The organism is Microbacterium sp. zg.B48 (genome assembly GCF_024623505.1).
Taxonomy (GTDB): Bacteria; Actinomycetota; Actinomycetes; order Actinomycetales; family Microbacteriaceae; genus Microbacterium.
The window spans coordinates 19,311-40,958 of sequence record NZ_JANJFE010000005.1 but is presented as its reverse complement, the minus strand read 5'-3'; the positions used below and the strand labels follow the sequence as shown (position 1 = coordinate 40,958).

Here is a 21,648-nt window from a genome sequence, read left to right as displayed (position 1 = left end):
CCGACGACCCAGTCCGCGGTCGTGGCGCGAAGCGAATCCCCGGCTTCCGCCCGAGCGTACGGTGGGCGGTCTCGGCGGCTTACCCGATGTTCCCCGCCTGGTGCACAGCGCTGCTGCGCGTGCTCACCTGTGACTGCCGCCCGGGCGCTACCGATGCGGTTGCACGCGCAGCGGACCGCCGAGGTGCATATGACATTCGCGCACGCACTCGAGGCCAGAGGCCTCTTCAAGATCTTCGGACGCAGCCCGTCCCAGGCACTCCGGCGACTGCGGGCAGGCGAGTCTCGCCCGCAGGTCCTGGACGCGGGAACAGCCGCCGTCATCGACGCGAGCTTCACGGTGAACCCCGGCGAGATCTTCGTGATCATGGGGCTCTCCGGCTCGGGCAAGTCCACCATCATCCGGATGCTGAACGGCCTGGTGGCTCCGACCGCCGGTGACGTCCTCATCCAGGGCACGAGCATCACGGACGCGGCACCGGCGGAGGTGCGCCGCATCCGCCGGTCCTCGGTGTCCATGGTCTTCCAGCACTTCGCCCTCCTGCCGCATCGTTCGGTCCTGGACAACGCCGCCTACGCGCTGGAGATCCAGGGCGTGCCGCGAGACGAGCGCCGGTCACGCGCGATGGAGATCCTGGAGAAGGTCGGCCTCGGCGACCGCCCGGACGCGATGCCCGATGAGCTCTCCGGCGGTATGCGCCAGCGCGTCGGACTCGCACGCGCCCTCACCGCCGGCACGGACATCCTGCTCATGGACGAGGCGTTCTCGGCACTGGATCCGCTGATCCGCCGGGAGATGCAGCAGCAGCTCGTGGAACTGCAGCGCGAACTCGGACGCACGATCGTGTTCATCACGCACGACCTGAACGAGGCCATGTTCCTCGGCGATCGGATCGCGGTGATGCGGGACGGACGGATCGTGCAGACCGGCACCCCGGAGGACATCCTCACCGACCCCGCGAATGACTACGTCGCGCAGTTCGTGCAGGACGTCGACCGCGCGCGCGTGCTCACCGCGTCATCCGTGATGGAGCCGCCTCGGGCGACCACGCCGCTGAGCGCAGGGGTCCGCGGGGCGCTTCGCGTCATGCGGGACCTGCAGACCGGATCCGTCGCCGTTCTGGAGAATCGGCGCTACCTCGGTGTGGTCTCGGACCGCTCCGTCATCCGCGCGGTCAAGGCCGGCAACACCGACCTGCGGCTGCTGCTGGATCATTCGCAGCCTGTCGTCGGTCCGGACGATCCCCTCAGCGATGTGGTCGAGCGCTCCGTCGAGAGCACTCTTCCGGTCGCCGTCCTGGACCAGCAGCGGCGGCTGGTCGGCGTGATTCCGCGGGTCACGCTGCTCGCGGCTCTGGGCAACGTGCCGGACGTCACCCGTGAGAACGCGATCATCGAACCCCCGGTCACGGTCGGCGCCGCTGAGATGACGACGACGCTCGACGCGGTACCGGCGCGGCCTTCGGCTGAGGGGAGCTTCGCATGAGCGGTCTCTTCCGTCTTCCGCTCGGCGATGTCGCGGAGGCCGTCGTGGGCTTCGTGATCGACACCCTCGGCTGGTTCTTCGACGCACTCAGCGCCGTCTTCAGATCGGTATACGACGGCCTCGACTGGGCTCTGTCCGCGCCGCCGTTCTGGTTGATCATCCTCGCCCTGACAGCGCTCGCGTATGTCGCCAAGGGGACGTGGCTGGCCCTCGGCACCGCAGTGGGGCTGCTCGCGATCGTGGGTGTGGACCAGTGGACCAACGCGATGGACTCCCTCGCCCTCGTCATCGTGGCCGCCTCGGCGGCCGTTCTGATCGCGATTCCGGTCGGCATCTGGGCTGCGCGCAACGATCGCGTCTCACGCGCTGTCCGCCCGATTCTGGACTTGCTGCAGACGATGCCGGCCTTCGTCTACCTGATCCCCGCGCTGATGCTGTTCGGCGTCGGACCGGTGCCCGGAATCGTCGCGACCGTGGTCTTCGCGCTGGCACCCGGTGTCCGGCTCACCGAACTCGGCATCCGCGGCGTCGACGCCGAGGTCGTCGAGGCCGGGCACGCGTTCGGCGCCTCGCCCGCTCGCATCCTGCGCCAGATCCAGCTGCCCCTGGCGATGCCCAGCATCATGGCCGGAGTCAACCAGGTGATCATGCTGAGCCTGTCGATGGTGGTCATCGCCGGAATGGTCGGGGCGGGCGGTCTGGGTGGCGCCGTCGTGCAGAGCCTGAGCCGCATCGACATCGCCCTCGGCGTCGAAGCGGGTGTGTCCGTGGTGATCCTCGCAATCATCCTGGACCGCATCACCTCCGCCGCTGCCGCCCCGCGGCGACGGAAGCGGCGCACGCGCCCTTCGGCCCGGAGCGCCCCCGTCGCGGCGGGCGCGGCGAACTGAGACCAACGGTGCCCGGGGGAGCGATGACGCCTCCCCCGCACCCGGCCACACCTCGCGGGCTCATCACCCGCAGGAGGCGCGCGGAACCGCTGCGCCACGACCAAGACCGATCCGCGTCCCGCACGCGGATGGAGAGGACGTCACGATGACCAAGAGAAGCAGGATCACCACGGCACTGGCCCTCGCGGGCGCGGGAGCGCTCGCGTTGGCCGGCTGCGCCGGCCCGAGCGGCGACGCAGCAACCGACTCGGACACCGCGGGTGCGGACCGGCCGATCACGATCGCCGTCTTCAACGGCTGGGATGAGGGCATCGCCGCATCCGAGCTGTGGAAGGCCGTGCTCGAAGAGCAGGGCTACGACGTCGAACTCGCATACGCGGAACCGGCGGCCGTCTACACGGGCCTGGCGAGCGGCGACTACGATCTGACGCTGGACACCTGGCTGCCGCTGACGCATCAGCAGTACGTCGAGCGTTTCGGCGCCGACATCGTGGATCTGGGCGCGTGGAACGAAGAGGCCAAGCTCACGATCGCCGTGAACGAAGACGCGCCGATCGACTCCCTCACGGAGCTCGCCGCGAACGCCGACATGTTCGACAACAAGCTCGTCGGCATCGACGCGGGCTCCGGTCTGGTGACCGTCACCCAGGACGCCGTCATCCCCGGGTACGGTCTGGACGGCTTCGATTTCATCGTCTCCTCCACTCCGGCGATGCTCACCGAGCTGAAGTCGGCGACGGATGCCGGTGAGAACATCGCCGTGACACTGTGGCGTCCGCATTGGGCGTACAACGCGTTCCCGATCAAGGACCTGGAAGACCCGGATGGTCTGCTGGGCGAGGCTGAAGGCATTCACACGACCTCGTCGCTCGCGTTCCAGGAGGACTTCCCCGAGGCGTTCGAATGGCTGTCGAACTTCGCGATGGACAACCAGACGCTGTATTCGCTCGAGGACGCCATGTTCGGCGGCTTCGACGGCGACGACTTCGGTCCGGTCGTCGCGCAGTGGATCGCTGCAAACCAGGCGTGGGTGGACTCCCTCACCTCCTGAGCGTGGCATACGAGCGGGGCGGGGTCTGCCGGCCGCGCCCCGCTCGCCGGCGTCAGGGGTGCGGCTTGGGCCGGATCACCCGCCCGGGCGCGGTGTCCGAGGTGCGCGCCGGTACCGGCCACGGCGCCGGAGCGGACGGCAGCCGATCACGCGACGGAGCGGCATCCGCTCGCTCCGGTGTCGAGGCGGCAGCCGGGCGTGCGGCCGGCGGAGTGGTCGACGGCCGACGCACGCCGGGGAGGGCTGTCTCGGGCGCCTGCCCGGTCGTCAGTTCGAGCGACACCTTGCCCTCGAGCACCTCGATGGCCTCATCGGACAGCGAGATGAGGCCATCCAGCTCTTCGCGCACCCGCCGGTAGGCCACCTGCCGTTCGGCCGGCGTGGCTGCCTGGTCGATCGCGATCGTGAGCAGCTGCTTGGCGGTGTCCAGTCGCTTGCGCTCCACCACGGTGAAGGACGAGTCCTTGATGCGGCGGGCGTCGCGCTCGGCGACGTCGAAGGCCACCTCGAAGTCGGCGACGGCGTTGCGGTACTCCGCGAGCTGATCCTTGGTCAGGCGTGCCTTGGCGGATGCCGGACGCAGGCCGTCCGCGACGCGCTTGGCCCGAAGGAACGCCGCCGTCAACGGCTGGCGTCCGTCGCTCATCGCCGGGAAGGCGATGAGCTTCGCCACATCCAGCTCGTACTCCAGCCAGCGGGCGGTCACCGCATCGTGCGCAGCGAAGAGCCGCTCGAGCTGCGTCGCACCCGGTGCGGCACCGCCGGGGATCGTCGCATCCGCGGGCGACTGTGCCCCGGTCGCAGGCAGGATGAGGGAATTGCCACGGGCGGCGGCCTGCGCGGCCTTCAGCTCTGCCTTGGCGTGGAGGACCTCGAGGCGGCGCTTGTGCCGACGGCGGGCACTGCGCTCCCAAGCGCTGCCGACGCCGCCCATCACACCCATGAGCGGGAAGACGAGCCACCAGTAGCTGCCGAGGAACTGGAAGAGGGGCTCCACCCTGTCATGCTAACCGTCGGGCGGGCCGGGCGCCCCCGCAGTCAGCGCACTTGCAGGTGCGCCGGTGGCGACTCGATCGCGCCGGTCCGTCAGGAGCGCGGCGGGCGGGGATCACGGCGCGTGGACCGGGGCGCGAGGGCAGCCACGCGAGCCATCGCATCGATCGACCAGGCGACCGTGCGGGACGCCCCGTCGGAGAGCTCCTGGGCCAGACCGACCCACCATTCGCTGGGCGGCTCCTGGCCGCGGGGGTCCCCCGCTCTGCGCCACGCGTCGCGCTCTGCGGCGTCGAACGCCTGCGACATCCGCCGCACCGCGTCGCGGTAGGCCGCGTAGTCGGCGGGGGAGATGCGCGCCTCCGCCGATGAGGGACGCAGCCACTGTGCGGCCTGCTGCTCGCGCAAGAAGGTCGCGGTCAACGGAGCGCGCGCGTCCGACATCGACGGGTACGCGATCGTCAGGGCGGGATCGGTCTCGTAGGCCATCCATGCCGTGGTCACTGCACTGTGCGCCGCCATCAACCGCGCCAGTGGCAGCGCATCGGCTCCGTCCCGTCGTGTCGGCATCGACACCCGTGCGGCGCGGACATCCGCACGGCGGGCGATCAGGGCGGCGGACGCGGCGGTCGCCTCGCTCTGCGCCTGGCGCATGCCCTGGCGGGCCGCCGCGACGTCGGCCGTGCCGGCGCGTCCGGCCCGGCGGTCGGCCTCCACTCGCGCCACGTGTGCGCGTGCGGCGTGGACGGCGGCCCGTGAGCGGGTCAGCGCCGTGCGGGCGGAGCGGACATCGCCCTGGGCGGCGTGCAGTTCCAGGCGGCGCACCTTCGCCCTGCGCTGTGCGCGTACGCCGAGGGTGCCGATGGCTCCGGCGCCCACCGCGGTCACGGCCGCAGGAAGCGCCCACCACCCCTCGGAGAGCAACACCCAGAGCGGATCCACCCTCTCAGGCTACCGGCGCACGCTGAGGGTGGCCCGAGCAATTCCGGCGAGCAGGCCCGGGCGTCCGCACCGGTCTCAACGACCCCGCGCGTCAGCCGAAGATGAGGGCGAGCACCGTGGCGCCCCCGCCGACGATGATCAGCGCCACGATGACGACCCATGCCGTGATCTTGATCCGCCGTTGCCGGGCATCGTTGTACCCGCCGTACTCGTCGTCGCTGGCCATGCTTTCAGCTTACGCGGCGTGCTGCGGCGGGTCGGAGACGGTCGGGCCGAACGCGTCCGGAAGCGTGGAGGTCGACAGGGTGCGGAGCTGACCCAGCGGGATCGTGAACAGGTCCTGGATCTCCAGCTCCGGCTGATCCCCGTCTCCGGGGACGTCGCTCACGCCGATGCGCAGCACGGGGTAATGCCGGCCTTCGCACAGCCCGCGGAACTTCACGTCGTCTTCGCGCGGCACGGTCACGATGACACGACCGGTGGACTCCGAGAACAGAGCCGTTGCGGCGTCCACCCCGTCGCGCTCCATGATCTCGCGGAGCCAGACGCGGGCGCCGACGCCGAAGCGCAGCACGCCCTCGGCCAGGGCCTGGGCGAGACCGCCGGCGGAGAGGTCGTGAGCGCTGGAGACGAGCGACTGCTGGGATGCCGCGTGCAGCAGCCCGGCGAGCCGCTTCTCGTTGCCGAGGTCGACCGCCGGGGGGCGGCCGCCCAGGTGCCCGTGCACCGTGCCGGCCCACGCCGACCCGCTGAGCTCGTCGGCGGTCACGCCGAGCAGGTAGATGTTCTCGCCGGGATCCTGCCACCCGCTGGGGATGCGCCGTGCCACGTCGTCGATGATGCCCAGCACGCCGACGACCGGGGTCGGGAAGATCGGCTGGTCGCCGGTCTGGTTGTAGAAGGACACGTTGCCACCGGTGACCGGGATGCCCAGTTCCAGGCATCCGTCGGCCAGGCCGGCGACCGCCTGTGAGAACTGCCACATCACTTCGGGGTTCTCCGGGCTGCCGAAGTTCAGGCAGTCCGTGACGGCCGTGGGCTCGGCGCCGGTGACAGCGACGTTGCGATACGCCTCGGCGAGGGCGAGCTTGGCGCCCTCGTACGGGTCGAGCTGGCAGAAGCGGCCGTTGCAGTCCGTGGCGATCGCGAAGCCGAGTCCGGAGTGCTCGTCGACCCGGACCATGCCTGCGTCGTCCGGGAAGGATAGCGCCGTGTTGCCGCCTACGTAGTAGTCGTACTGATTCGTCACCCAGGAGGTGTCGGCCAGGTTGGGACTCGCCACCAGCTGGACGAACTGGCGTCGCAGCGTGTCCGGGTCGTCGGAGCGGGTCAGCGCCGCGGCCGAATCGTCCCGGAGCGCGTCGATCCAGGTCGGGTACGCGACGGGCCGCTCGTACACCGGACCGTCGACGGCCACGGTCGCGGGGTCCACGTCCACGATCACGTCGCCGTGCCACTGGATGACCAGCCGGCCATCGCCGGTCACCTCGCCCAGCACGCTGGTTTCGACGTCCCACTTGCCGACGACCTCGAGGAACGCGTCCAGCTTCTCCGGCGCGACGATCGCCATCATGCGCTCCTGCGACTCCGACATGAGGATCTCTTCGGGTGTCAGGGTCGGGTCGCGCAGCAGCACCTTCTCCAGGTCCACGCGCATGCCGCTGCCGCCGTTCGCGGCAAGCTCGGAGGTCGCGCACGAGATCCCGGCGGCGCCGAGGTCCTGGATCGCCTCGACGAGGTCGTCGCGGTACAGCTCCAGGCAGCACTCGATCAGCACCTTCTCGGCGAACGGGTCGCCGACCTGCACGGCCGGCCGTTTGGTCGGGCCGGTGGAGTCGAACGAGTCCGATGCGAGGATCGATGCCCCGCCGATGCCGTCGCCGCCGGTGCGCGCGCCGAAGAGCACGACCTTGTTGCCGGCGCCGGTCGCGTTGGCCAGCTTGATGTCCTCGTGGCGCATGATGCCCACCGCGAGGGCGTTGACCAGCGGGTTGCCCTGGTAGACCGAGTCGAACACCGTCTCGCCGCCGATGTTCGGCAGGCCCAGGCAGTTGCCGTAGAAGGAGATGCCGGAGACGACGCCGTGCACGACCCGTGCGGTGTCGGGGTGATCGATCGCACCGAAGCGCAGCTGGTCCATGATCGCGACCGGGCGGGCACCCATCGAGATGATGTCGCGCACGATGCCGCCGACGCCGGTCGCAGCGCCCTGGAAGGGCTCGATGTAGCTGGGGTGGTTGTGCGACTCGACCTTGAAGGTGACCGCCCAGCCTTCGCCGATGTCGACCACGCCGGCGTTCTGGCCCATGCCGACCATGAGACGCTCGCGCATCTCGTCGCTGACCTTCTGACCGAACTGGCGCAGGTAGATCTTGCTGGACTTGTACGAGCAGTGCTCGGACCACATCACCGAGTACATCGCCAGCTCGCCGCTGGTGGGGCGGCGGCCGAGGATCTCGCGGATGCGCGCGTACTCGTCCGGCTTGAGCCCGAGGGCCGCGTACGGCTGCTCGCGTTCGGGCGTGACGGCGGCGTTCTGAACGGTGTCGGCGACGGGGCGGCCGTCGACGATCGGGGAGGGGGTGGTCACGCGGCTCAGCTCCAGGAATCGGGGACGCCGGACACAACCGAGTCTAGCCGCGGCTCCGCCCCCCAGCCCGCGGCTGTCAGGAACGCCGTGGGATGACACGAGTTGTCACGTGTTGCGGGCGCCCAGCGCACGATCCGGGGGTCCTTGCCGTGACACTTTCCTGGACTGCCGAACGGTGAGGGTCCTGCCGACGGTGAAACGCTCGAAGACACCGTCGGACTCGGGACGCTACGGCAGTGCCCAATCGATCTTCCGGACGTCGAGGCACCGGCTGATCGTGGAGAACGGATGTTGATCATCGGCGGGAGCGGGCCAGATACCCCGTCGGCTGGAGATGCTTCCGGCGAGGCCTGAGGCGTCGTTGTGGTTCCGTCTCACCCCTGTGCGCAGTATGCTCCGAGCCTGAGGGCCGCGCCAGGTGGTCAGATGAGCCCACTGTCGGCCGGTGACAATGGGAAAACGCGAACGATGTGGTGTGCAGAGACGGTGAGAATGCGGAAGCCCGCGCCGTCACGGGGGTCCGCGTGAGCAGGACCAGGGTGCACGACGGACCGGGCGGTCCGAGGAGGAGCGCACCGTGGGTGCCCGTGTCCGCCGCCCTCGGCTGGGTCGGACTGCTCGTGCACAATGTGGCTGATTTGCCGGGTCAGACGATCGTCAGCCCGGAATCGGTCATCCCTCTGGCACTGACGGTCGTGCTCGTCGCTGCGTGGTTCACGCGGCTGCGATCCGTCGCGGCGTGGGCCCTCTTGGGGTGGGGTGTGTTGAACCTCCTGGGCGCAATCCTCACCGTTCTGCCCCTGCCGATCCTTCCTTTCGATCCGGCTCAGACTCCCGCCCACTACGCGTTCCACTTGCTCTACGGGATCACCCAAGTGCCGCTCGTCGTCACCACCGCGATCTGGCTCCGGCGTCGGATATAGCGGCCGTTTCCTCACGCTTGTCTGGGGCCCCGGGACCGGGTAACATACAACCAAATGGTTGCGTATACCCCGGCGAGCGAGCTGACCGATGACCAGATCGACCGCGTCTTCCAGGCGCTGGCGGCCACCACCCGCCGCGACATCCTCCGCCGCACGATCGAGGACGAGCGCTCCATATCCGCCCTCGCGGCGGAATACGACATGTCGTTCACGGCGGTCCAGAAGCACATCGCGGTGCTCGAGGCTGCGGGCCTGGTCATCAAGCGCGCCGAAGGGCGCGAGCGCCTCGTGCGGGCGGATCCGACCATGATCGCCCGCGCTCGGGCGCTGCTGGCCCGGTACGAAGACCTGTGGCGGGCGCGCATCGGCCGCCTCGACGCCCTGCTGGACGCGCAGCCCCGCGCCCACGACCCGGAAGAACCGCCGACAGAAGGAGAGTGACATGCCCGTCACCGCCGTGACCCCCGATCCCGAAGCGCTCACGATGACGCTCGTGGCCGACTTCGCCGCGCCGATCGAGCGCGTCTGGCATGCGTTCACGGACGCGCGCCAGCTCGAGCTGTTCTGGGGCCCGCCCGGCTGGCCCGCGACGTTCACCGACTTCGACCTGGCCGTGGGCGGACACGCGCGGTACCACATGACCAGTCCGCGGGGCGAGAAATCCGGCGGCACCTGGGAGTTCCTGGCGATCGATGCGCCCCGGCGCTTCGAGGTGCTCGACGCGTTCGCCGGCGAGGACGGCGCACCGCTGGAAGGGATGCCGGTGATGCGCGTCACCTTCGACTTCGACGCCACCGACACCGGCACGCGGCTGACGAACGTCACGCACTTCACGTCTGCCGACGCGCTGCAGCAGATCGTGTCCTTCGGCGCCGTGGAGGGGTCGACGATGGCCCTGAACCAACTCGACCGCGTGCTGCAGGGACTTCGCGCCTACGCGCAGGGCAAGGGCACGCAGACCGAGCTGATCGACGACACGCACGTGCGGATCACCCGCCTGATCGACGGGCCGCGCGAACTCGTGTGGCGCGCGCACCACGACCCGGACCTGATGCGGCGCTGGCTGCTCGGACCGGACGGCTGGCGGATGACGGTGTGCGAGATCGACCCCACCGTGGGCGGCCGGTACCGCTACGCGTGGGCGCCCGACGAGGGCGTCGAGGGCGAGGCGTTCGGATTCGACGGCGAGACGCTCCTGATCGAGGAGCCGCGGCGGTCGGTCACGACCGAGCACATGACCGGCACCGAGTTCCCGCCGACGCTCAACGACCTGAATCTCCAGGAAGAGGCCGGCGCGACGCTGATCACCCTGCTCATCGAGTACCCCGACAAGGAGACCCGCGACATCGTGCTCGCCACCGGGATGACCGACGGCATGGAAACCAGCTACGCCCGGCTGGAGGGGATGCTCGCGAACGCCTGAACCGCCGTCAGGAGGTTCGCCGCAGCGCGTCCTCGAAAGCGACCCACGCGAGCATCGCGCACTTGACGCGCGCGGTGTACTTCGAGACGCCGCTCAGCGCCTCGGCATCCCCGTAGATCTCCTCATCGATGGGGATGGTGCCGCGCGAGCGCAGCGCTTCGCGGAAGCCGTCGACCAGAGCGGATGCCTCCGCCCGAGGCATCCCGCCATCCTTTTCCTGGACGAGCACGGCGAGCATCGACGCGGACGCCTGTGAGATGGAGCAGCCCGCGCCGTCCCATGTGACGTCTGTGATCACGCCGGCATCGTCCAGACGCACGCGCAGCGTGATCTCGTCGCCGCAGATCGGATTGCGCTGGTGCGACGTGCCGGTCAGGCCGTCCTCAGCCGCGAGCCCCTTGCCGTACGGCCGCTTGGAGTGCTCCAGGATCAGCTCCTGGTAGAGCGATTCGAGGCCGCTCATGCGCCGACTCCGAAGAACGGGCGCACATCGGCGAGCGCGTCCAGGAAGACGTCGACGTCCTCGGCGGTGTTGTACAGCGCCGTGGAGGCTCGGACGGATGCCGTCAGGCCGAATCGGGTGTGCAGCGGGGCGGCGCAGTGGTGTCCGACGCGCACGGCGACGCCGCGGGAGTCCAGGTACTGGCCGACGTCGTGGGCGTGCACCCCCGCCACGTCGAAGGCCGCCAGTCCGACCCGCTCGATGCCCTCGGGGGCGTCGCCGAGCAGGCGGACACCGTCGATCGCGCGCAGGCCCGTGCGCAGTCGCCGCTCGAGTGTGCGCTCGTGCGCGTGCACGGCGACCATCCCCACCGCGTCGAGGTAGCGCACCGCCGCGGCCAGGGCGATCGCCTGCGAGACCGGCTGCGTCCCCGCCTCGAAGCGCTGCGGGGGCGGCAGGTACTCGGCGCGGTCCAGCGTCACCTGGGTGATCATCGAACCGCCGGTGAGGAAGGGAGGCAGAGCGTCCAGCACATCCGCCCGGCCGTACAGCCCCCCGATTCCGTAGGGTCCGAGCATCTTGTGCCCGGAGAACACGGCCAGATCGACGCCCAGCGCCGGCAGGTTCAGCGGCAGATGCGGCGCGGACTGGCACGCATCCAGCACCGTCAGCGCCCCGACCGCGTGCGCGAGCACCACCAGCTCGGTGACCGGGTTGACGATCCCGAGCACGTTCGAGACGTGCGGGAAGGCGACGATGCGGGTGCGCGCTCCGATCACGGATGCCGCGGCATCCAGGTCGATGGTGCCGTTGTCGCGGACCGGAATGTGCCGCAGCACGGCCCCGGTGCGCGCGGCCAGCTCCTGCCACGGAATGAGGTTGGCGTGGTGCTCGGCCTCGGTCACGACGATCTCGTCGCCGGCCGCCAGCGCCAGACGCGCGCCGGCCGGCCCGCCGCGCCCCAGCGTCGCGTTGCCGATCGCATACGCGACGAGGTTCACACCGGCGGTGGCGCCGCTGGTCCAGACCAGCTGCTCCGGCGCCGCACCGACGAACGCCGCGACGGTGGCGCGCGCGTCCTCGAACAGCTCGGTGGCTTCGGCAGCGAGCGTGTGCGCCCCGCGGTGCACGGCGGCGTTCGCGCCGGTGAGGAAGGCCACCTCGGCGTCGATCACCGCCTGCGGCTTCTGGCTCGTCGCGGCCGAATCGAGGTAGACCAGCGGGCGGCCGTCGACCAGTCGGCTCAGGATCGGGAAGTCTGCTCGGAGCGCGCGGGCGTCCAGGGCGGTCTCGGTCGAAAAACTCACGCTTCCAGGCTACGCCGCAGGCCCGACCGCAAGGTCGACGGCAGAGCTGCGCATACGCTTGAGCCCGTGGACCTCTCCTTCGCATTCACACCTGACCTCATCGCGGTGTTCCTGACGCTGTTCGTGCTCGAAATCGTGCTCGGTGTCGACAACGTGATCTTCATCTCGATCCTGGCGAGCAAGCTCCCCCAGGAGCAGCAGGCGAAGGCCCGCAACCTCGGCCTGACGCTGGCCATGGTCATCCGTGTGATCCTGGTGCTGTTCGCGGGCTGGATCATCACGCTGAAGGACGACGTGGTGGAGTTGTTCGGGCTGGGGTTCTCGGTCAAGGACTTCATCCTGATCGCGGGTGGCCTCTTCCTCGTCTACAAGGCCGTCACCGAGATCCACCACAAGCTGGAGGGGGCCGAGGAGGAGCACGGGGCCAGCCGCACCGCAAAGATCACCTTCACCTCGGTGCTGATCCAGATCCTGCTGCTGGACATCGTCTTCTCGCTCGACTCGGTGATCACCGCGGTCGGGATGACCGAGAACCTCGTCGTGATCATCACCGTCGTCGTGCTGTCGTTCGGCATCATGCTGTTCGCGGCGCGCTTCATCTTCACGTTCGTGAACAAGCACCCCACCGTGAAGATGCTGGCGTTGTCCTTCCTGCTGCTGATCGGCGTGTTCCTCATCGCCGAGGGCTTCGGCGTGCACATCGACAAGGCGCTGATCTACGCGCCGATGGCGTTCGCGATCCTCGTCGAGACGCTCAACCTCACCTACGCCGCGCGGCGGGCCAAGCGCGAGCACCGGCGGACGCAGGCCGTGCAACTGCGGCCGCAGTATCCGGATGTCGACGAGTCGCCCGCGGTGGCGGCGGCGCTGTCGAAGGGACCGGATTCCGGTGCCGTGGGGCTCTCCCGCAAACCGGTCACCGGAGCCGCCGACACCGTGGACCGCGCCGGGCTGGGCTGAGCAGACTCCGCCGCGCTTCGCGAGCCCGCATCCCCCCGCCCCGCTGACGCGGCCGCTACCGTGAGGGCATGCTCGAACTGGAGTTCGCACGCGACGTCGTGGTGACCGGTGCGATCTTCGGTGCCGCGGCGTTCGTCTGGGCGGGATGGGCGCAGGAGCGCCCCCCGCGAGGCGTGATCTGGCGGATCGTGCTGGTGGTGCTGCAGATCGCCGGCCTGGTCCTCCTGGGCTTCGCGGTCCCGGTCGCAGTCAGGCACTGGAACTGGCCGACCGCGATGGATCCCGGAAGCGCCGCCTTCGTCTGGTACGTCGTGGTGTTCTGGCTGGAGGTGCTGGCCATCATCGTGCTGGCGATCCTGCTCACCCGCACCCGGCGCGCGTACCTGATCGCCCCGGCCGTGCTGGTCATCGTCGGTGTGCATTTCGTTCCGCTCGCCTTCGTCTTCGGCCAGCCGCTCATCCTGATCGCCGCGCTGCTGATCACCGCCGCCGGTGCCGCTGCGCTGTTCCTGCCGCGCACGAGCGTCGCGCCGAGCTTCTGGTGCGGCATCCTCGCGGCGCCGATCTTCCTGATCCTCGGCACTGTCGCCCTGGTCGCGGGGATCCCTGCGCTCGGGCCCTAGCTCGTGCGACGACGGAGTCGGATGCCGCCGCCGCGCAGTCAGTCGGTGGACAGCATCCGGACACCGTCCAGCACTGCGGCGTGCGTGAGCGGCGACGCGAGGATGCGGAAATGTCCGGTCGCGGGCACCATCACGTTCGTCGCGCCGTCCAGCGCGCTGCCGCCGGGGATGTGCGGGTCGAACCGGCCGAACACCGACACGATGCGTCCGTTGACCGATTCGTCGCGTCCCAGCATCACGATCGTCTCGCCGTCGGGCAGGAACTCGCGGATGCTGGGCACGACGAACAGGCCGGCCAGACGCGACCCGTGGAAGGGCGTGCACACCGCGACCAGTCCGAGCAGCCCCAGGGGCGCATCGGAGCCCGTGGATGCCGAGGCGCCGGCCGCGGCATCCGCAGGATCACCGCCGGTCGCGGCCTCGACCGCGGCCGCCGCGGCTGCGCCCGAGGACACCAGCAGGTGCTTGCCGATCAAGCCGCCCTTGCTGTGCGCCACCAGGACCCGGCCGGCCGCCGACGGCGGTCTGCCGGCCAGGGCGCGGCCCAGCCGTTCCGATGTCTCCACGATGCTGCGGCGGTTCGTTCCGAGGCCGTGGACGACCCGGACCCGATGCCCCGCCGCATTGAGGGCATCGCCCAGCGGCCGCAGAAAGGTCCAGTGCTCGTATACCCCCGGCAGCAGGATGATCTCGGCGAGCCGGTCCGAACCGGAACGCCAGGCGCGCGGACCGGGACGCCGGCGGCCTGGCGTGCCGAGCGCGCCGACGATCGCGAGCTGCCGACGGGCGGCGTAGGCGTAGTCCAGCGCCCACCACCACCCGCGCACGAGCCATGAGGGCTTCTCAGGAGCCTTCGCGCCGCCGGTCATGGTGGGGATTCTCCCATCGCGGACCCGACCCGGTACCGCGCCTCAGCTGAGGAACTCGCGCGCCGCGACCACCAGCGCGCCGACGCCCAGGTCCAGCGTGGGGCGGAGCACCGGTGCGAAGAACGGCGAGTGATTCGTGGGGATGTCCCGGTCGATGGTCCCGGCCGCCTTGGCGTCGGCGAAAGCCTGCGGGTCGATGCCACCCCAGAACCAGAACACCAGGGGTGCGCCGGCCTCGCGCGCGAACCACGAGACGTCCTCGCTCCCGGTGAACATGCCGGGGTCCACGACCGTGCCTTCGCCGAACGCGCGGTCGAAGGCGAGCGTGAGCTGCGCGGTCGCATGCACGTCGTTGATGGTCGGAGGCAGCGAGTGGTCGATCACGATCACCGGCTCCTCGTCGGCGCCGGAGGCCTGCGCCTCGGCGCGGACGACCCGCTCGACCTTCGCCAGGACGCGCTCGCGTGCCTCGTCGTCCGGGTAGCGCAGGCTCAGCTCGAGACGCGCCTCGGCCGGGATGATGTTGTTCTTCAGCCCCGCGTGGATCGAGCCCACCGTGACGACCGCGACATCGCGGGGGTCGACCTCGCGCGAGACGATCGTCTGCAGGCGCATCACGGTCGCCGCGGCCATCACGACGGGGTCGATGGTGGAGTGCGGGCGCGAGCCGTGTCCGCCGCGTCCGAGCAGGGTCACGGTCAGGCCATCGGATGCCGCCATCTGCGTCCCGGAGCGCACGCCGATCGTTCCCGCGGGCAGCGGGGTGACGTGCTGCCCGAGCACGATGTCGGGCTTGGGGAAGCGCTCCAGCACGCCGTCGGCGATCATCGCCTGCGAACCGGCGCCGTACTCCTCGGCGGGCTGGAAGACCGCGACGATCGTGCCGGACCACTCCTCCCGGGTCGCCAGCAGCTGCTCCAGCGCGCCGAGGAGGCAGGTGACGTGCATGTCGTGGCCGCAGGCGTGCATCACAGGGACATCGGTGCCGGCCGGATCGACCCCGCGGGCGGTGCTGGCGTAGGCGAGGCCGGTCTGCTCCTGGACGGGCAGCGCATCCATGTCGGCGCGTAGCCACACCACGGGTCCGTCGCCGTTGCGGATGACGCCCACCACGCCGGTCCTGCCGATGCCCTCCTCGAACTCGATCCCCAGCTCACCGAGTTCGCGGGTGACGACACCCGCTGTGCGCGTCTCCTGGAACGACAGCTCGGCATGCCGGTGCAGATCGATGTAGAGCGCTTCGAGGTCGACAGTCATGCGTCAGAGCCTAGTTCGCGCGACCGGCCTGTCCGGCTGTCCCTCGCTGGTCCGCGTCCCCGCCCTCGTCCCCGAGGCTGCGAGGCGGCGAGGCTCGCCTGTCACGACACGCCGGCGCACGCAGCGGTTTGCGACAGGCGAGCGGTGGGTCTGGTATCGGGCCGTCGGGTCCACGGAGGTTCCAGGGCTCGCCTGTCACGACACGCCGGCGGGGGTCGCAGGTTGTGACGGGGGAGCAGGGGGACGGGGGACAGAGGACCGCGCGACGGCGGCGCGGCCGAACTCGGGCGGCGGCCTCAGCCGCGCGGGGGTGCGGTGGTGCCTCGGACGATCAGTGCGAACGGCAGAGCCCGAGGAGTCTCCGGACGGGCGGGCGCGGCATCCATGGCCTCGAGTTCGTCCAAGAGCGCGTCCGCGGCCCGCTCGCCTTGACCCATCGGAAACTGGTCCACGGTCGTCAGCCGGAAGAACTCGCCCAGCTCATGCCCGTCGATGCCCACGACGGAGAGGTCCTCCGGCACGCGGTGACCGAGCTCGCGCGCCGCGAGGAGGGCGCCGATCGCCATCTCGTCGGACGCGGCGAAGATCGCGGTGGGACGCTCGCCGGGGCGGCCGAGCAGTCGCTTGGCCGCGTGGAAGCCGCCCTCGATGGTGAAGTCCGCCGGCTCGTACAGGGACGGGCGAGGGGGGATGCCGGCATCCGCCAGAGCCTGCTCGAATCCCTGCCGGCGGTGCGTGGGGACGTGGAAGTCGATGTCGAACTCGGGGCTCGCGCCGATGTGCGCGATGTCGCGGTGACCGAGCGTGAGCAGGTGTCCCGTGGCCACGCGCGCCACGGCCGCATCGTCGACCGTGAGGGTGGACAGCCCCGGGTTGGGGCCGCCGATGGCGATCATCGGGAGGTTCAGCTCGCGCATGCCCGCGATCTCCTCGTCACCGAGTTCGATCGAGATCGCGATGACGCCGTCGACCCGCTGGCGACGCAGGAACGTCTGGAAGACGCTCCTGCGCTGCTCGCGATCGGCCGTCAGGCTGTACAGGGTGATGTCGTAGCCGCGCCGCATGAGTGCCGAGGCGGTTCCGCTGAGCACGGTGCTGAAGAACCAGCGGTCCAGGAAGGGCACCAGCACGCCGATGTTGCGCGTGCGCCCCGAGGCCAGGCTCGAGGCCGACGACGAGACGACGTAGCCCAGGCTTCGCGCCGCCGACTCGACCCGGTCGCGGGTGGCCGCCGAGACGTGGCCGCGGCCGCTGAGGGCGCGCGAGACCGTGGCGGTGGAGACGCCCGCGTAACGGGCGACCTCACCGATGCCGACCACGTCGTCCGCCCGGTCCCGGGGTCAGGCTTGGACGCCGACGAGCCAGACGGCCGTGTCCACCGGCAGCGTCCCGTCCACTGTCGGGCCGGTCGCGGCGATCACGTCACCCTGCGGCAGCGGGATCGACGCCGAGCCGATGTTCGCGATCACGGTCACGTTCCCGTTGCGGAATGCGAGCACGTCGTCGGGGTAGCCGCCCAGCCATTCCAGCGTCCCGTCGCCGAGGCCGAACGCGCGCCGCGCGGCCAGCAGCGATCGGTACAGCCAGAGCGTCGAAGCGCGGTCCTGGACCTGGACCTCGTGGGCGAGCGTCGCCCAGCTGGACGGCTGCGGCAGCCAGGCGGCGCCGGTCGGGCTGAAGCCGTAGGCGGGCTCGGTCGCGGACCACGGCAGCGGCACCCGGCATCCGTCGCGACCATAGCGCTCGCCGCCGGTGCGGAACCACGTCGGATCCTGGCGGGCGGAGTCGGGAAGGTCGATCGCCTCGGGAAGACCGAGCTCCTCGCCCTGGTAGATGTACGCAGAGCCGGGGAGCGCGAGCATGACCGCGGTGGCGGCGCGCGCGCGGCGGAGCCCGAGTTCGGCGATCGGCTTGCCGGGCGACAGGGGACCGATCCCGTGGCCCTGCGGGTTCTCGGCGGTCAGGGCCAGGCGCGAGGCGTGCCGCACGACGTCGTGGTTGGACAGCACCCACGTGCTGGGGGCGCCGACGGCGGCGAAGGCGCGGATCGACTCCGAGATGACGGAGCGCAGGTGAGCGGCATCCCATTCGGTCTGCAGGTAGGGGAAGTTGAACGCCTGATGCATCTCATCCGGCCGCACCCAGAGCGCGGTCTCATCGGGAGTGGGCCGCCATGCCTCGGCGCACAGCGCACGGTCGCCGTCGTACTCGGCGAGGATCCGGTGCCAGTCGCGGTAGACGTCGTGCACGCCGGGCTGACCCCAGTACGGCACATCCGGCTCGCCGCCGCCCATCGAGTCCGCTTCGACGGGCGGCGTGTAATCGGGCAGACCGTCCGCCTTGATCAGGCCGTGCGCCACATCGACGCGGAAGCCGTCGACGCCCCGGTCCAGCCAGAACCGCAGCACGCCGCGGAACTTCTCGCGGACCTCCTCGTTGGACCAGTCGAAGTCCGGCTGCGACGTGTCGAACAGGTGCAGGTACCACTGGCCGGGTGCGCCGTCGGCCTCGACCACGCGGGTCCAGGCCGGCCCGCCGAAGACGGATTCCCAGTTGTTGGGGGGAAGCTCGCCGTGCTCGCCCTTGCCCTCGCGGAACAGGTAGCGCGCGCGCTCCGCGCTTCCCGGACCGGCGGCCAAGGCGGCCTGGAACCACTCGTGCTGGTCCGACGAGTGGTTCGGGACCAGGTCGACGATGATCCGGATGCCGCGATCGTGCGCCGCCTGCACCATCTCGTCGAAGTCGGCCAACGTGCCGAAGAGCGGGTCGACGTCGCAGTAGTCGGCGACGTCGTATCCGGCATCCTTCTGCGGTGAGCGCTGGAACGGGCTCAGCCACAGCGCGTCCACGCCCAGCTCGAGCAGATCGTCCAGGTGTGCGGTGACACCGGGAAGGTCGCCGATGCCGTCGCCGGAGCTGTCGGCGAAGGATCGCGGGTAGATCTGGTAGATGACGGCGGTGCGCCACCATTCCGCTCCGGGGCGGGAGGAAAGGGCGTCGGCGCGCTCGGCGATGTCGGGCGAAGTCATCACTCCAGGATAGTGCAAGCGCTTGCAGGTGGGGTCCGACCCGGCCCGTCGGGGAGGCCGGCGATGCGCGGCTACAGTTGGCGGGTGTCCTCCGCCGACCTTCTCGCTGCCGCAGAATCGCTCATCGTCTCGATCCCCGATTACCCCGAGCCGGGCATCGTGTTCCGCGATATCACGCCGCTCCTGGCGGATGCGGCGGGGCTGCGCACCGCGATCGACGCGCTCATCGCGCCCTTCGCCGGGACCTTCGACGTGGTCGCCGGGGTGGAGGCGCGCGGGTTCCTGCTGGCCGGTGCGGTGGCGATCGTGGCCGGCGTTGGACTGGTGCCGGTGCGCAAGGCGGGCAAACTGCCGCGCCCCGCGGCATCCGTGTCGTACGCGCTGGAGTACGGCGAGGCGACGATCGAGGTGCACGATGACATCCCGCACGACACGCGCGTCCTGCTCGTGGACGACGTGCTCGCGACGGGTGGGACGCTGGCGGCGGCGCATGAGCTGTTCGCGCAACTGGGACCCACGGTCGTCGGCACGGCGGTGCTGATGGAGATCGAAGGTCTTGGCGGCCGCGACCTCGTCGGCGACGTGCACTCGGTGTTCCGGGGCTGATTCCGCGCTCCGTCGCGCCGACCGCACGGCTTCGCGTCGAGCGCACGACGTGCCCGGGCGCACACCCCGTGCGCTGGACGCAAGCTCGTGCACTCGACGGGAACCGCGAGGTTCTGCGACCGACGCGTCAGCTCTCGTAGACGACGTTCAGGGGCGGCTCGCCGGCGCGCATCCGCTCGATCTGCGCGCGGATCAGCCGGACGGTGCGGGGCCGCATAGCGCTGGACGCCCCGCCCACATGGGGGGTGATCAGCACGCCGGGCAGCTCCCACAGCGGGTGCTCGGCCGGCAGCGGCTCCGGGTCGGTCACGTCCAGCGCCGCGCGGATCCGGCCACGGCGGAGGTGGTCGACGAGGGCGTCCGTGTCGATGAGCTCCCCGCGTCCCACGTTGACCACCAGCGCCCCGTCCGGCAGCGCGGACAGCGCGGAGTCGTCGATGATGCGACGGGTCGCGTCGCCGCCGGGCAGCGTCACGATCACGATCTCGGCGTGCGGCAGCAGGTCCAGCAGCTCGTCCACGCCGTGCACAGGCATCCCGTCTTCCACGCGGGAACGCGACGCGACGACCGTGAGGTCCACCTCGAACGGTGCGAGGCGGGCGGCGACCGCCTTGCCGACGCCGCCGAAGCCGAGCAGCAGGACGCGGCGATCGGCCAGGCTGTCGGAGAACTCCGACGCCCAGCGGCGCTCCCCCTGCGCGCGGACGAAGGCGGGAAGGTGCCGCTGTGAGGCCAGCGTGAGGGCGATCGCGAGCTCCGCCGTCGACGCCTCGTGCACGGACGCCGCATTGGCGAAGACCAGCCCCGGGGGCAGGTGGTCCGCGACGCCCTCGTATCCGATCGACTGGCCCTGCACCAGGCGGGTGCGCACCTCGGCCAGTCGCGGCAGGACCTTGCCGATCGACATGTACGGGGGCACCACGATGTCGAGTGCCTCCCGCGGAGGCGCGGACTGCATGGTCCAGACCAGGACCTCGACGCCATCGGGCGCCGGCTGCAGCGCGGCGGCGAGTTCTTCGGTGGGAACGGACACGACAAGCGGCGGGGTGCTCACCGTTCCACGGTAGCGGCGTGCCGCGCCGGATGGCGGCACGCTTCCGTCCTGTGGAGCGGATCGGGTGCGAGGCTCTTCGTCCGGTCCGGACCCGGCCCGATCAGGCGGCCGCGGCCACCACGGCGCCGATCGCGGATGTGAAGAACGGCAGGCCGTCCAGGCCCGAGCGCATCGCGACTGCCGTGTCCGGGCCGAAGCCCTCCTCGACGGCGTGCTCGGGGTGCGGCATGAGACCGACGACGTTCCCGCGCTCGTTCGCGAGGCCGGCGATGTCGCGCAGCGATCCGTTCGGGTTCACGCCGAGGTAGCGGAAGGCCACGAGCCCCTCGCCCTCGAGCCGGTCCAGTTCGGACTCGGAGGCGATGTAGCCACCGTCCGCGTTCTTGAGCGGGATGATGATTTCCTGGCCCTCGCTGAAGTCGGAGGTCCACGCGGTCGAGGAGTTCTCGACCCGCAGTCGCTGATCGCGGCGGACGAACTGCTGGTGCGCGTTGCGGATGAGACCGCCCGGCAGCAGCTGCGCTTCCACGAGCATCTGGAACCCGTTGCAGATGCCGAGAATGGGCATGCCCCGGGCGGCGGCGTCCTTCACGTCGGCCATGATCGGCGCCAACGCGGCGATGGCACCCGCGCGCAGGTAGTCGCCGTAGCTGAAGCCACCGGGCAGCACCAGGGCGTCCACGCCGTCCAGGTCGTGCGATCCGTGCCAGAGAGCGACCGGTTCGCCACCGGCGACGCGGATGGCGCGCTGCGCATCCCGGTCATCCAGCGATCCGGGAAAGGTGATGACGCCGATCCGCGCCGTCATTCCACGACCTCGATGCCCACGACGTCCTCGATGACCGAGTTCGACAGGATCTCGTCGGCGATCTCGCGGGCCTTGGCCAGCACGTCCTCGCCGACCTCGCCTTCGACGGTGAGTTCGAAGCGCTTGCCGATGCGGACGGAGCTGAAATCGGACACGCCCAGGCGCGACAGGGCGCCGGAGACGGCCTTGCCCTGGGGGTCGAGCAGTTCGGCTTTGGGCATGACGTCGACGACGATGGTGGGCATGAGGGCTCCGGATGTCGCGGGCGGGCGTATGGGTCCAGTCTACGGCCGCGGCATCCCGCCTCTCCGCGACGGCAGGGACGGGCGGCCGAGAACCGTGATGCGACCGTAACCTCTCCGTGGGAGCGCTCCCTTGACAGCTGTGGGAGCGATC

At 70.5% G+C, this 21,648-nt stretch carries 22 protein-coding genes; 9 read left to right on the top strand and 13 right to left on the bottom strand.

The genetic code is table 11. The annotated features are described in order from the left end of the window. The first annotated feature begins 189 nt into the window (after positions 1-189). The 3 genes from NQ152_RS04140 (at position 190) to NQ152_RS04130 (ending at position 3,426) form a co-directional block, all read left to right on the top strand. Positions 190-1,485: a glycine betaine/L-proline ABC transporter ATP-binding protein gene (locus NQ152_RS04140; protein WP_257500913.1), complete on the top strand. Its 1,296-nt coding sequence runs from the start codon at positions 190-192 to the stop codon at positions 1,483-1,485. After that, on the top strand, positions 1,482-2,375 hold the full coding sequence (locus NQ152_RS04135; RefSeq protein WP_257500912.1) for a proline/glycine betaine ABC transporter permease: 894 nt from the start codon (positions 1,482-1,484) through the stop codon (positions 2,373-2,375). Before NQ152_RS04140 ends, NQ152_RS04135 begins: the two co-directional genes overlap by 4 nt. Positions 2,376-2,520: 145 nt before the next feature. Then, on the top strand, positions 2,521-3,426 hold the full coding sequence (locus tag NQ152_RS04130; protein ID WP_257523116.1) for a glycine betaine ABC transporter substrate-binding protein: 906 nt from the start codon (positions 2,521-2,523) through the stop codon (positions 3,424-3,426). Positions 3,427-3,478: 52 nt separating this feature from the next. Here the strand turns inward: NQ152_RS04130 and NQ152_RS04125 are convergent, their stop codons facing one another. The 4 genes from NQ152_RS04125 to purL all read right to left on the bottom strand — a co-directional run bounded on the left by NQ152_RS04125 (position 3,479) and on the right by purL (position 7,951). Continuing rightward, positions 3,479-4,423 carry a hypothetical protein gene (locus tag NQ152_RS04125; RefSeq protein ID WP_257523115.1) on the bottom strand — a complete coding sequence of 315 codons (945 nt, stop codon included), beginning with the start codon at positions 4,421-4,423 and terminating at the stop codon, positions 3,479-3,481. Between the two features lie 89 nt (positions 4,424-4,512). Further along, entirely contained in the window at positions 4,513-5,361 is an 849-nt protein-coding gene (locus NQ152_RS04120; protein WP_257523114.1) for a hypothetical protein, read from the bottom strand. Positions 5,362-5,452: 91 nt separating this feature from the next. After that, entirely contained in the window at positions 5,453-5,587 is a 135-nt protein-coding gene (locus NQ152_RS04115; RefSeq protein ID WP_257500908.1) for a hypothetical protein, read from the bottom strand. A gap of 9 nt (positions 5,588-5,596) precedes the next feature. Then, the gene (gene purL / locus NQ152_RS04110) at positions 5,597-7,951 is read right to left on the bottom strand and encodes a phosphoribosylformylglycinamidine synthase subunit PurL (RefSeq protein WP_257523113.1); all 2,355 of its coding nucleotides are present in this window, start codon (positions 7,949-7,951) and stop codon (positions 5,597-5,599) included. A gap of 524 nt (positions 7,952-8,475) precedes the next feature. On the opposite strand from purL, the gene NQ152_RS04105 reads away from it, so the two are divergent. From NQ152_RS04105 to NQ152_RS04095, 3 genes are read left to right on the top strand one after another with little or no spacing between them, the layout of a single operon-like run. Beyond that, positions 8,476-8,874, top strand: coding sequence for a hypothetical protein (locus tag NQ152_RS04105; protein WP_257523112.1), 399 nt, complete (start codon positions 8,476-8,478; stop codon positions 8,872-8,874). A 54-nt stretch (positions 8,875-8,928) separates the two neighbouring features. Further along, a complete protein-coding gene (locus tag NQ152_RS04100) occupies positions 8,929-9,315 on the top strand; it encodes a helix-turn-helix transcriptional regulator (protein WP_257500905.1) in 387 nt (128 codons plus the stop codon). Between the two features lies 1 nt (position 9,316). Further along, entirely contained in the window at positions 9,317-10,297 is a 981-nt protein-coding gene (locus NQ152_RS04095; RefSeq protein WP_257523111.1) for an SRPBCC family protein, read from the top strand. A 7-nt stretch (positions 10,298-10,304) separates the two neighbouring features. Here NQ152_RS04095 and sufU read toward each other — a convergent pair whose 3' ends face one another. Together sufU and NQ152_RS04085 are read right to left on the bottom strand one after the other, a co-directional pair. Next, complete coding sequence (gene sufU, locus NQ152_RS04090; RefSeq protein WP_257500903.1) at positions 10,305-10,760, bottom strand: Fe-S cluster assembly sulfur transfer protein SufU; 456 nt, start codon at positions 10,758-10,760, stop codon at positions 10,305-10,307. Next, complete coding sequence (locus NQ152_RS04085) at positions 10,757-12,046, bottom strand: SufS family cysteine desulfurase (protein WP_257523110.1); 1,290 nt, start codon at positions 12,044-12,046, stop codon at positions 10,757-10,759. The genes sufU and NQ152_RS04085 overlap by 4 nt, the downstream gene beginning before the upstream one ends. 66 nt (positions 12,047-12,112) lie before the next feature. Here NQ152_RS04085 and NQ152_RS04080 point away from each other — a divergent pair, with 66 nt between their 5' ends. Continuing rightward, positions 12,113-13,006, top strand: a complete 894-nt coding sequence (locus NQ152_RS04080) for a TerC family protein (protein ID WP_257523109.1) — start codon at positions 12,113-12,115, stop codon at positions 13,004-13,006. A 68-nt stretch (positions 13,007-13,074) separates the two neighbouring features. Then, positions 13,075-13,629, top strand: a complete 555-nt coding sequence (locus tag NQ152_RS04075; protein WP_257523108.1) for a hypothetical protein — start codon at positions 13,075-13,077, stop codon at positions 13,627-13,629. Positions 13,630-13,667: 38 nt separating this feature from the next. On the opposite strand, the gene NQ152_RS04070 is transcribed toward NQ152_RS04075, so the two are convergent. From NQ152_RS04070 to NQ152_RS04055, 4 genes are all read right to left on the bottom strand, one after another. Further along, on the bottom strand, positions 13,668-14,498 hold the full coding sequence (locus NQ152_RS04070; protein ID WP_257500899.1) for a triacylglycerol lipase: 831 nt from the start codon (positions 14,496-14,498) through the stop codon (positions 13,668-13,670). A 42-nt stretch (positions 14,499-14,540) separates the two neighbouring features. Next, positions 14,541-15,755 (bottom strand): amidohydrolase, encoded by a 1,215-nt coding sequence (locus NQ152_RS04065; protein WP_257523107.1) that lies wholly within the window; start codon positions 15,753-15,755, stop codon positions 14,541-14,543. A 296-nt stretch (positions 15,756-16,051) separates the two neighbouring features. Next, the gene (locus NQ152_RS04060) at positions 16,052-17,074 is read right to left on the bottom strand and encodes a LacI family DNA-binding transcriptional regulator (RefSeq protein ID WP_257523106.1); all 1,023 of its coding nucleotides are present in this window, start codon (positions 17,072-17,074) and stop codon (positions 16,052-16,054) included. Positions 17,075-17,095: 21 nt separating this feature from the next. Next, positions 17,096-18,784, bottom strand: a complete 1,689-nt coding sequence (locus tag NQ152_RS04055) for a glycoside hydrolase family 13 protein (RefSeq protein WP_257523105.1) — start codon at positions 18,782-18,784, stop codon at positions 17,096-17,098. Between the two features lie 63 nt (positions 18,785-18,847). Between NQ152_RS04055 and NQ152_RS04050 the strand changes: the two genes are divergently transcribed. After that, a complete protein-coding gene (locus NQ152_RS04050; protein ID WP_374113557.1) occupies positions 18,848-19,390 on the top strand; it encodes an adenine phosphoribosyltransferase in 543 nt (180 codons plus the stop codon). 127 nt (positions 19,391-19,517) lie between these two features. Here the strand turns inward: NQ152_RS04050 and NQ152_RS04045 are convergent, their stop codons facing one another. The 3 genes from NQ152_RS04045 to purS form a co-directional block, all read right to left on the bottom strand. Beyond that, entirely contained in the window at positions 19,518-20,444 is a 927-nt protein-coding gene (locus NQ152_RS04045; RefSeq protein ID WP_257523103.1) for a 2-hydroxyacid dehydrogenase, read from the bottom strand. 100 nt (positions 20,445-20,544) lie between these two features. Continuing rightward, entirely contained in the window at positions 20,545-21,252 is a 708-nt protein-coding gene (gene purQ, locus NQ152_RS04040; protein ID WP_257523102.1) for a phosphoribosylformylglycinamidine synthase subunit PurQ, read from the bottom strand. Next, positions 21,249-21,497 carry a phosphoribosylformylglycinamidine synthase subunit PurS gene (gene purS / locus NQ152_RS04035; protein ID WP_257500893.1) on the bottom strand — a complete coding sequence of 83 codons (249 nt, stop codon included), beginning with the start codon at positions 21,495-21,497 and terminating at the stop codon, positions 21,249-21,251. Before purS ends, purQ begins: the two co-directional genes overlap by 4 nt. Positions 21,498-21,648: the final 151 nt, after the last annotated feature.

Bases quoted from the DNA above. Each gene is read 5' to 3' on its own strand.
- NQ152_RS04140 (WP_257500913.1), top strand. From the start codon at position 190: ATGACATTCGCGCACGCACTCGAGGCCAGAGGCCTCTTCAAGATCTTC.
- NQ152_RS04135 (WP_257500912.1), top strand. From the start codon at position 1,482: ATGAGCGGTCTCTTCCGTCTTCCGCTCGGCGATGTCGCGGAGGCCGTC.
- NQ152_RS04130 (WP_257523116.1), top strand. From the start codon at position 2,521: ATGACCAAGAGAAGCAGGATCACCACGGCACTGGCCCTCGCGGGCGCG.
- NQ152_RS04115 (WP_257500908.1), bottom strand. From the start codon at position 5,587: ATGGCCAGCGACGACGAGTACGGCGGGTACAACGATGCCCGGCAACGG.
- NQ152_RS04100 (WP_257500905.1), top strand. From the start codon at position 8,929: ATGGTTGCGTATACCCCGGCGAGCGAGCTGACCGATGACCAGATCGAC.
- NQ152_RS04095 (WP_257523111.1), top strand. From the start codon at position 9,317: ATGCCCGTCACCGCCGTGACCCCCGATCCCGAAGCGCTCACGATGACG.
- sufU (WP_257500903.1), bottom strand. From the start codon at position 10,760: ATGAGCGGCCTCGAATCGCTCTACCAGGAGCTGATCCTGGAGCACTCC.
- NQ152_RS04075 (WP_257523108.1), top strand. From the start codon at position 13,075: ATGCTCGAACTGGAGTTCGCACGCGACGTCGTGGTGACCGGTGCGATC.
- NQ152_RS04070 (WP_257500899.1), bottom strand. From the start codon at position 14,498: ATGACCGGCGGCGCGAAGGCTCCTGAGAAGCCCTCATGGCTCGTGCGC.
- NQ152_RS04065 (WP_257523107.1), bottom strand. From the start codon at position 15,755: ATGACTGTCGACCTCGAAGCGCTCTACATCGATCTGCACCGGCATGCC.
- NQ152_RS04055 (WP_257523105.1), bottom strand. From the start codon at position 18,784: ATGACTTCGCCCGACATCGCCGAGCGCGCCGACGCCCTTTCCTCCCGC.
- NQ152_RS04050 (WP_374113557.1), top strand. From the start codon at position 18,848: ATGCGCGGCTACAGTTGGCGGGTGTCCTCCGCCGACCTTCTCGCTGCC.
- purQ (WP_257523102.1), bottom strand. From the start codon at position 21,252: ATGACGGCGCGGATCGGCGTCATCACCTTTCCCGGATCGCTGGATGAC.
- purS (WP_257500893.1), bottom strand. From the start codon at position 21,497: ATGCCCACCATCGTCGTCGACGTCATGCCCAAAGCCGAACTGCTCGAC.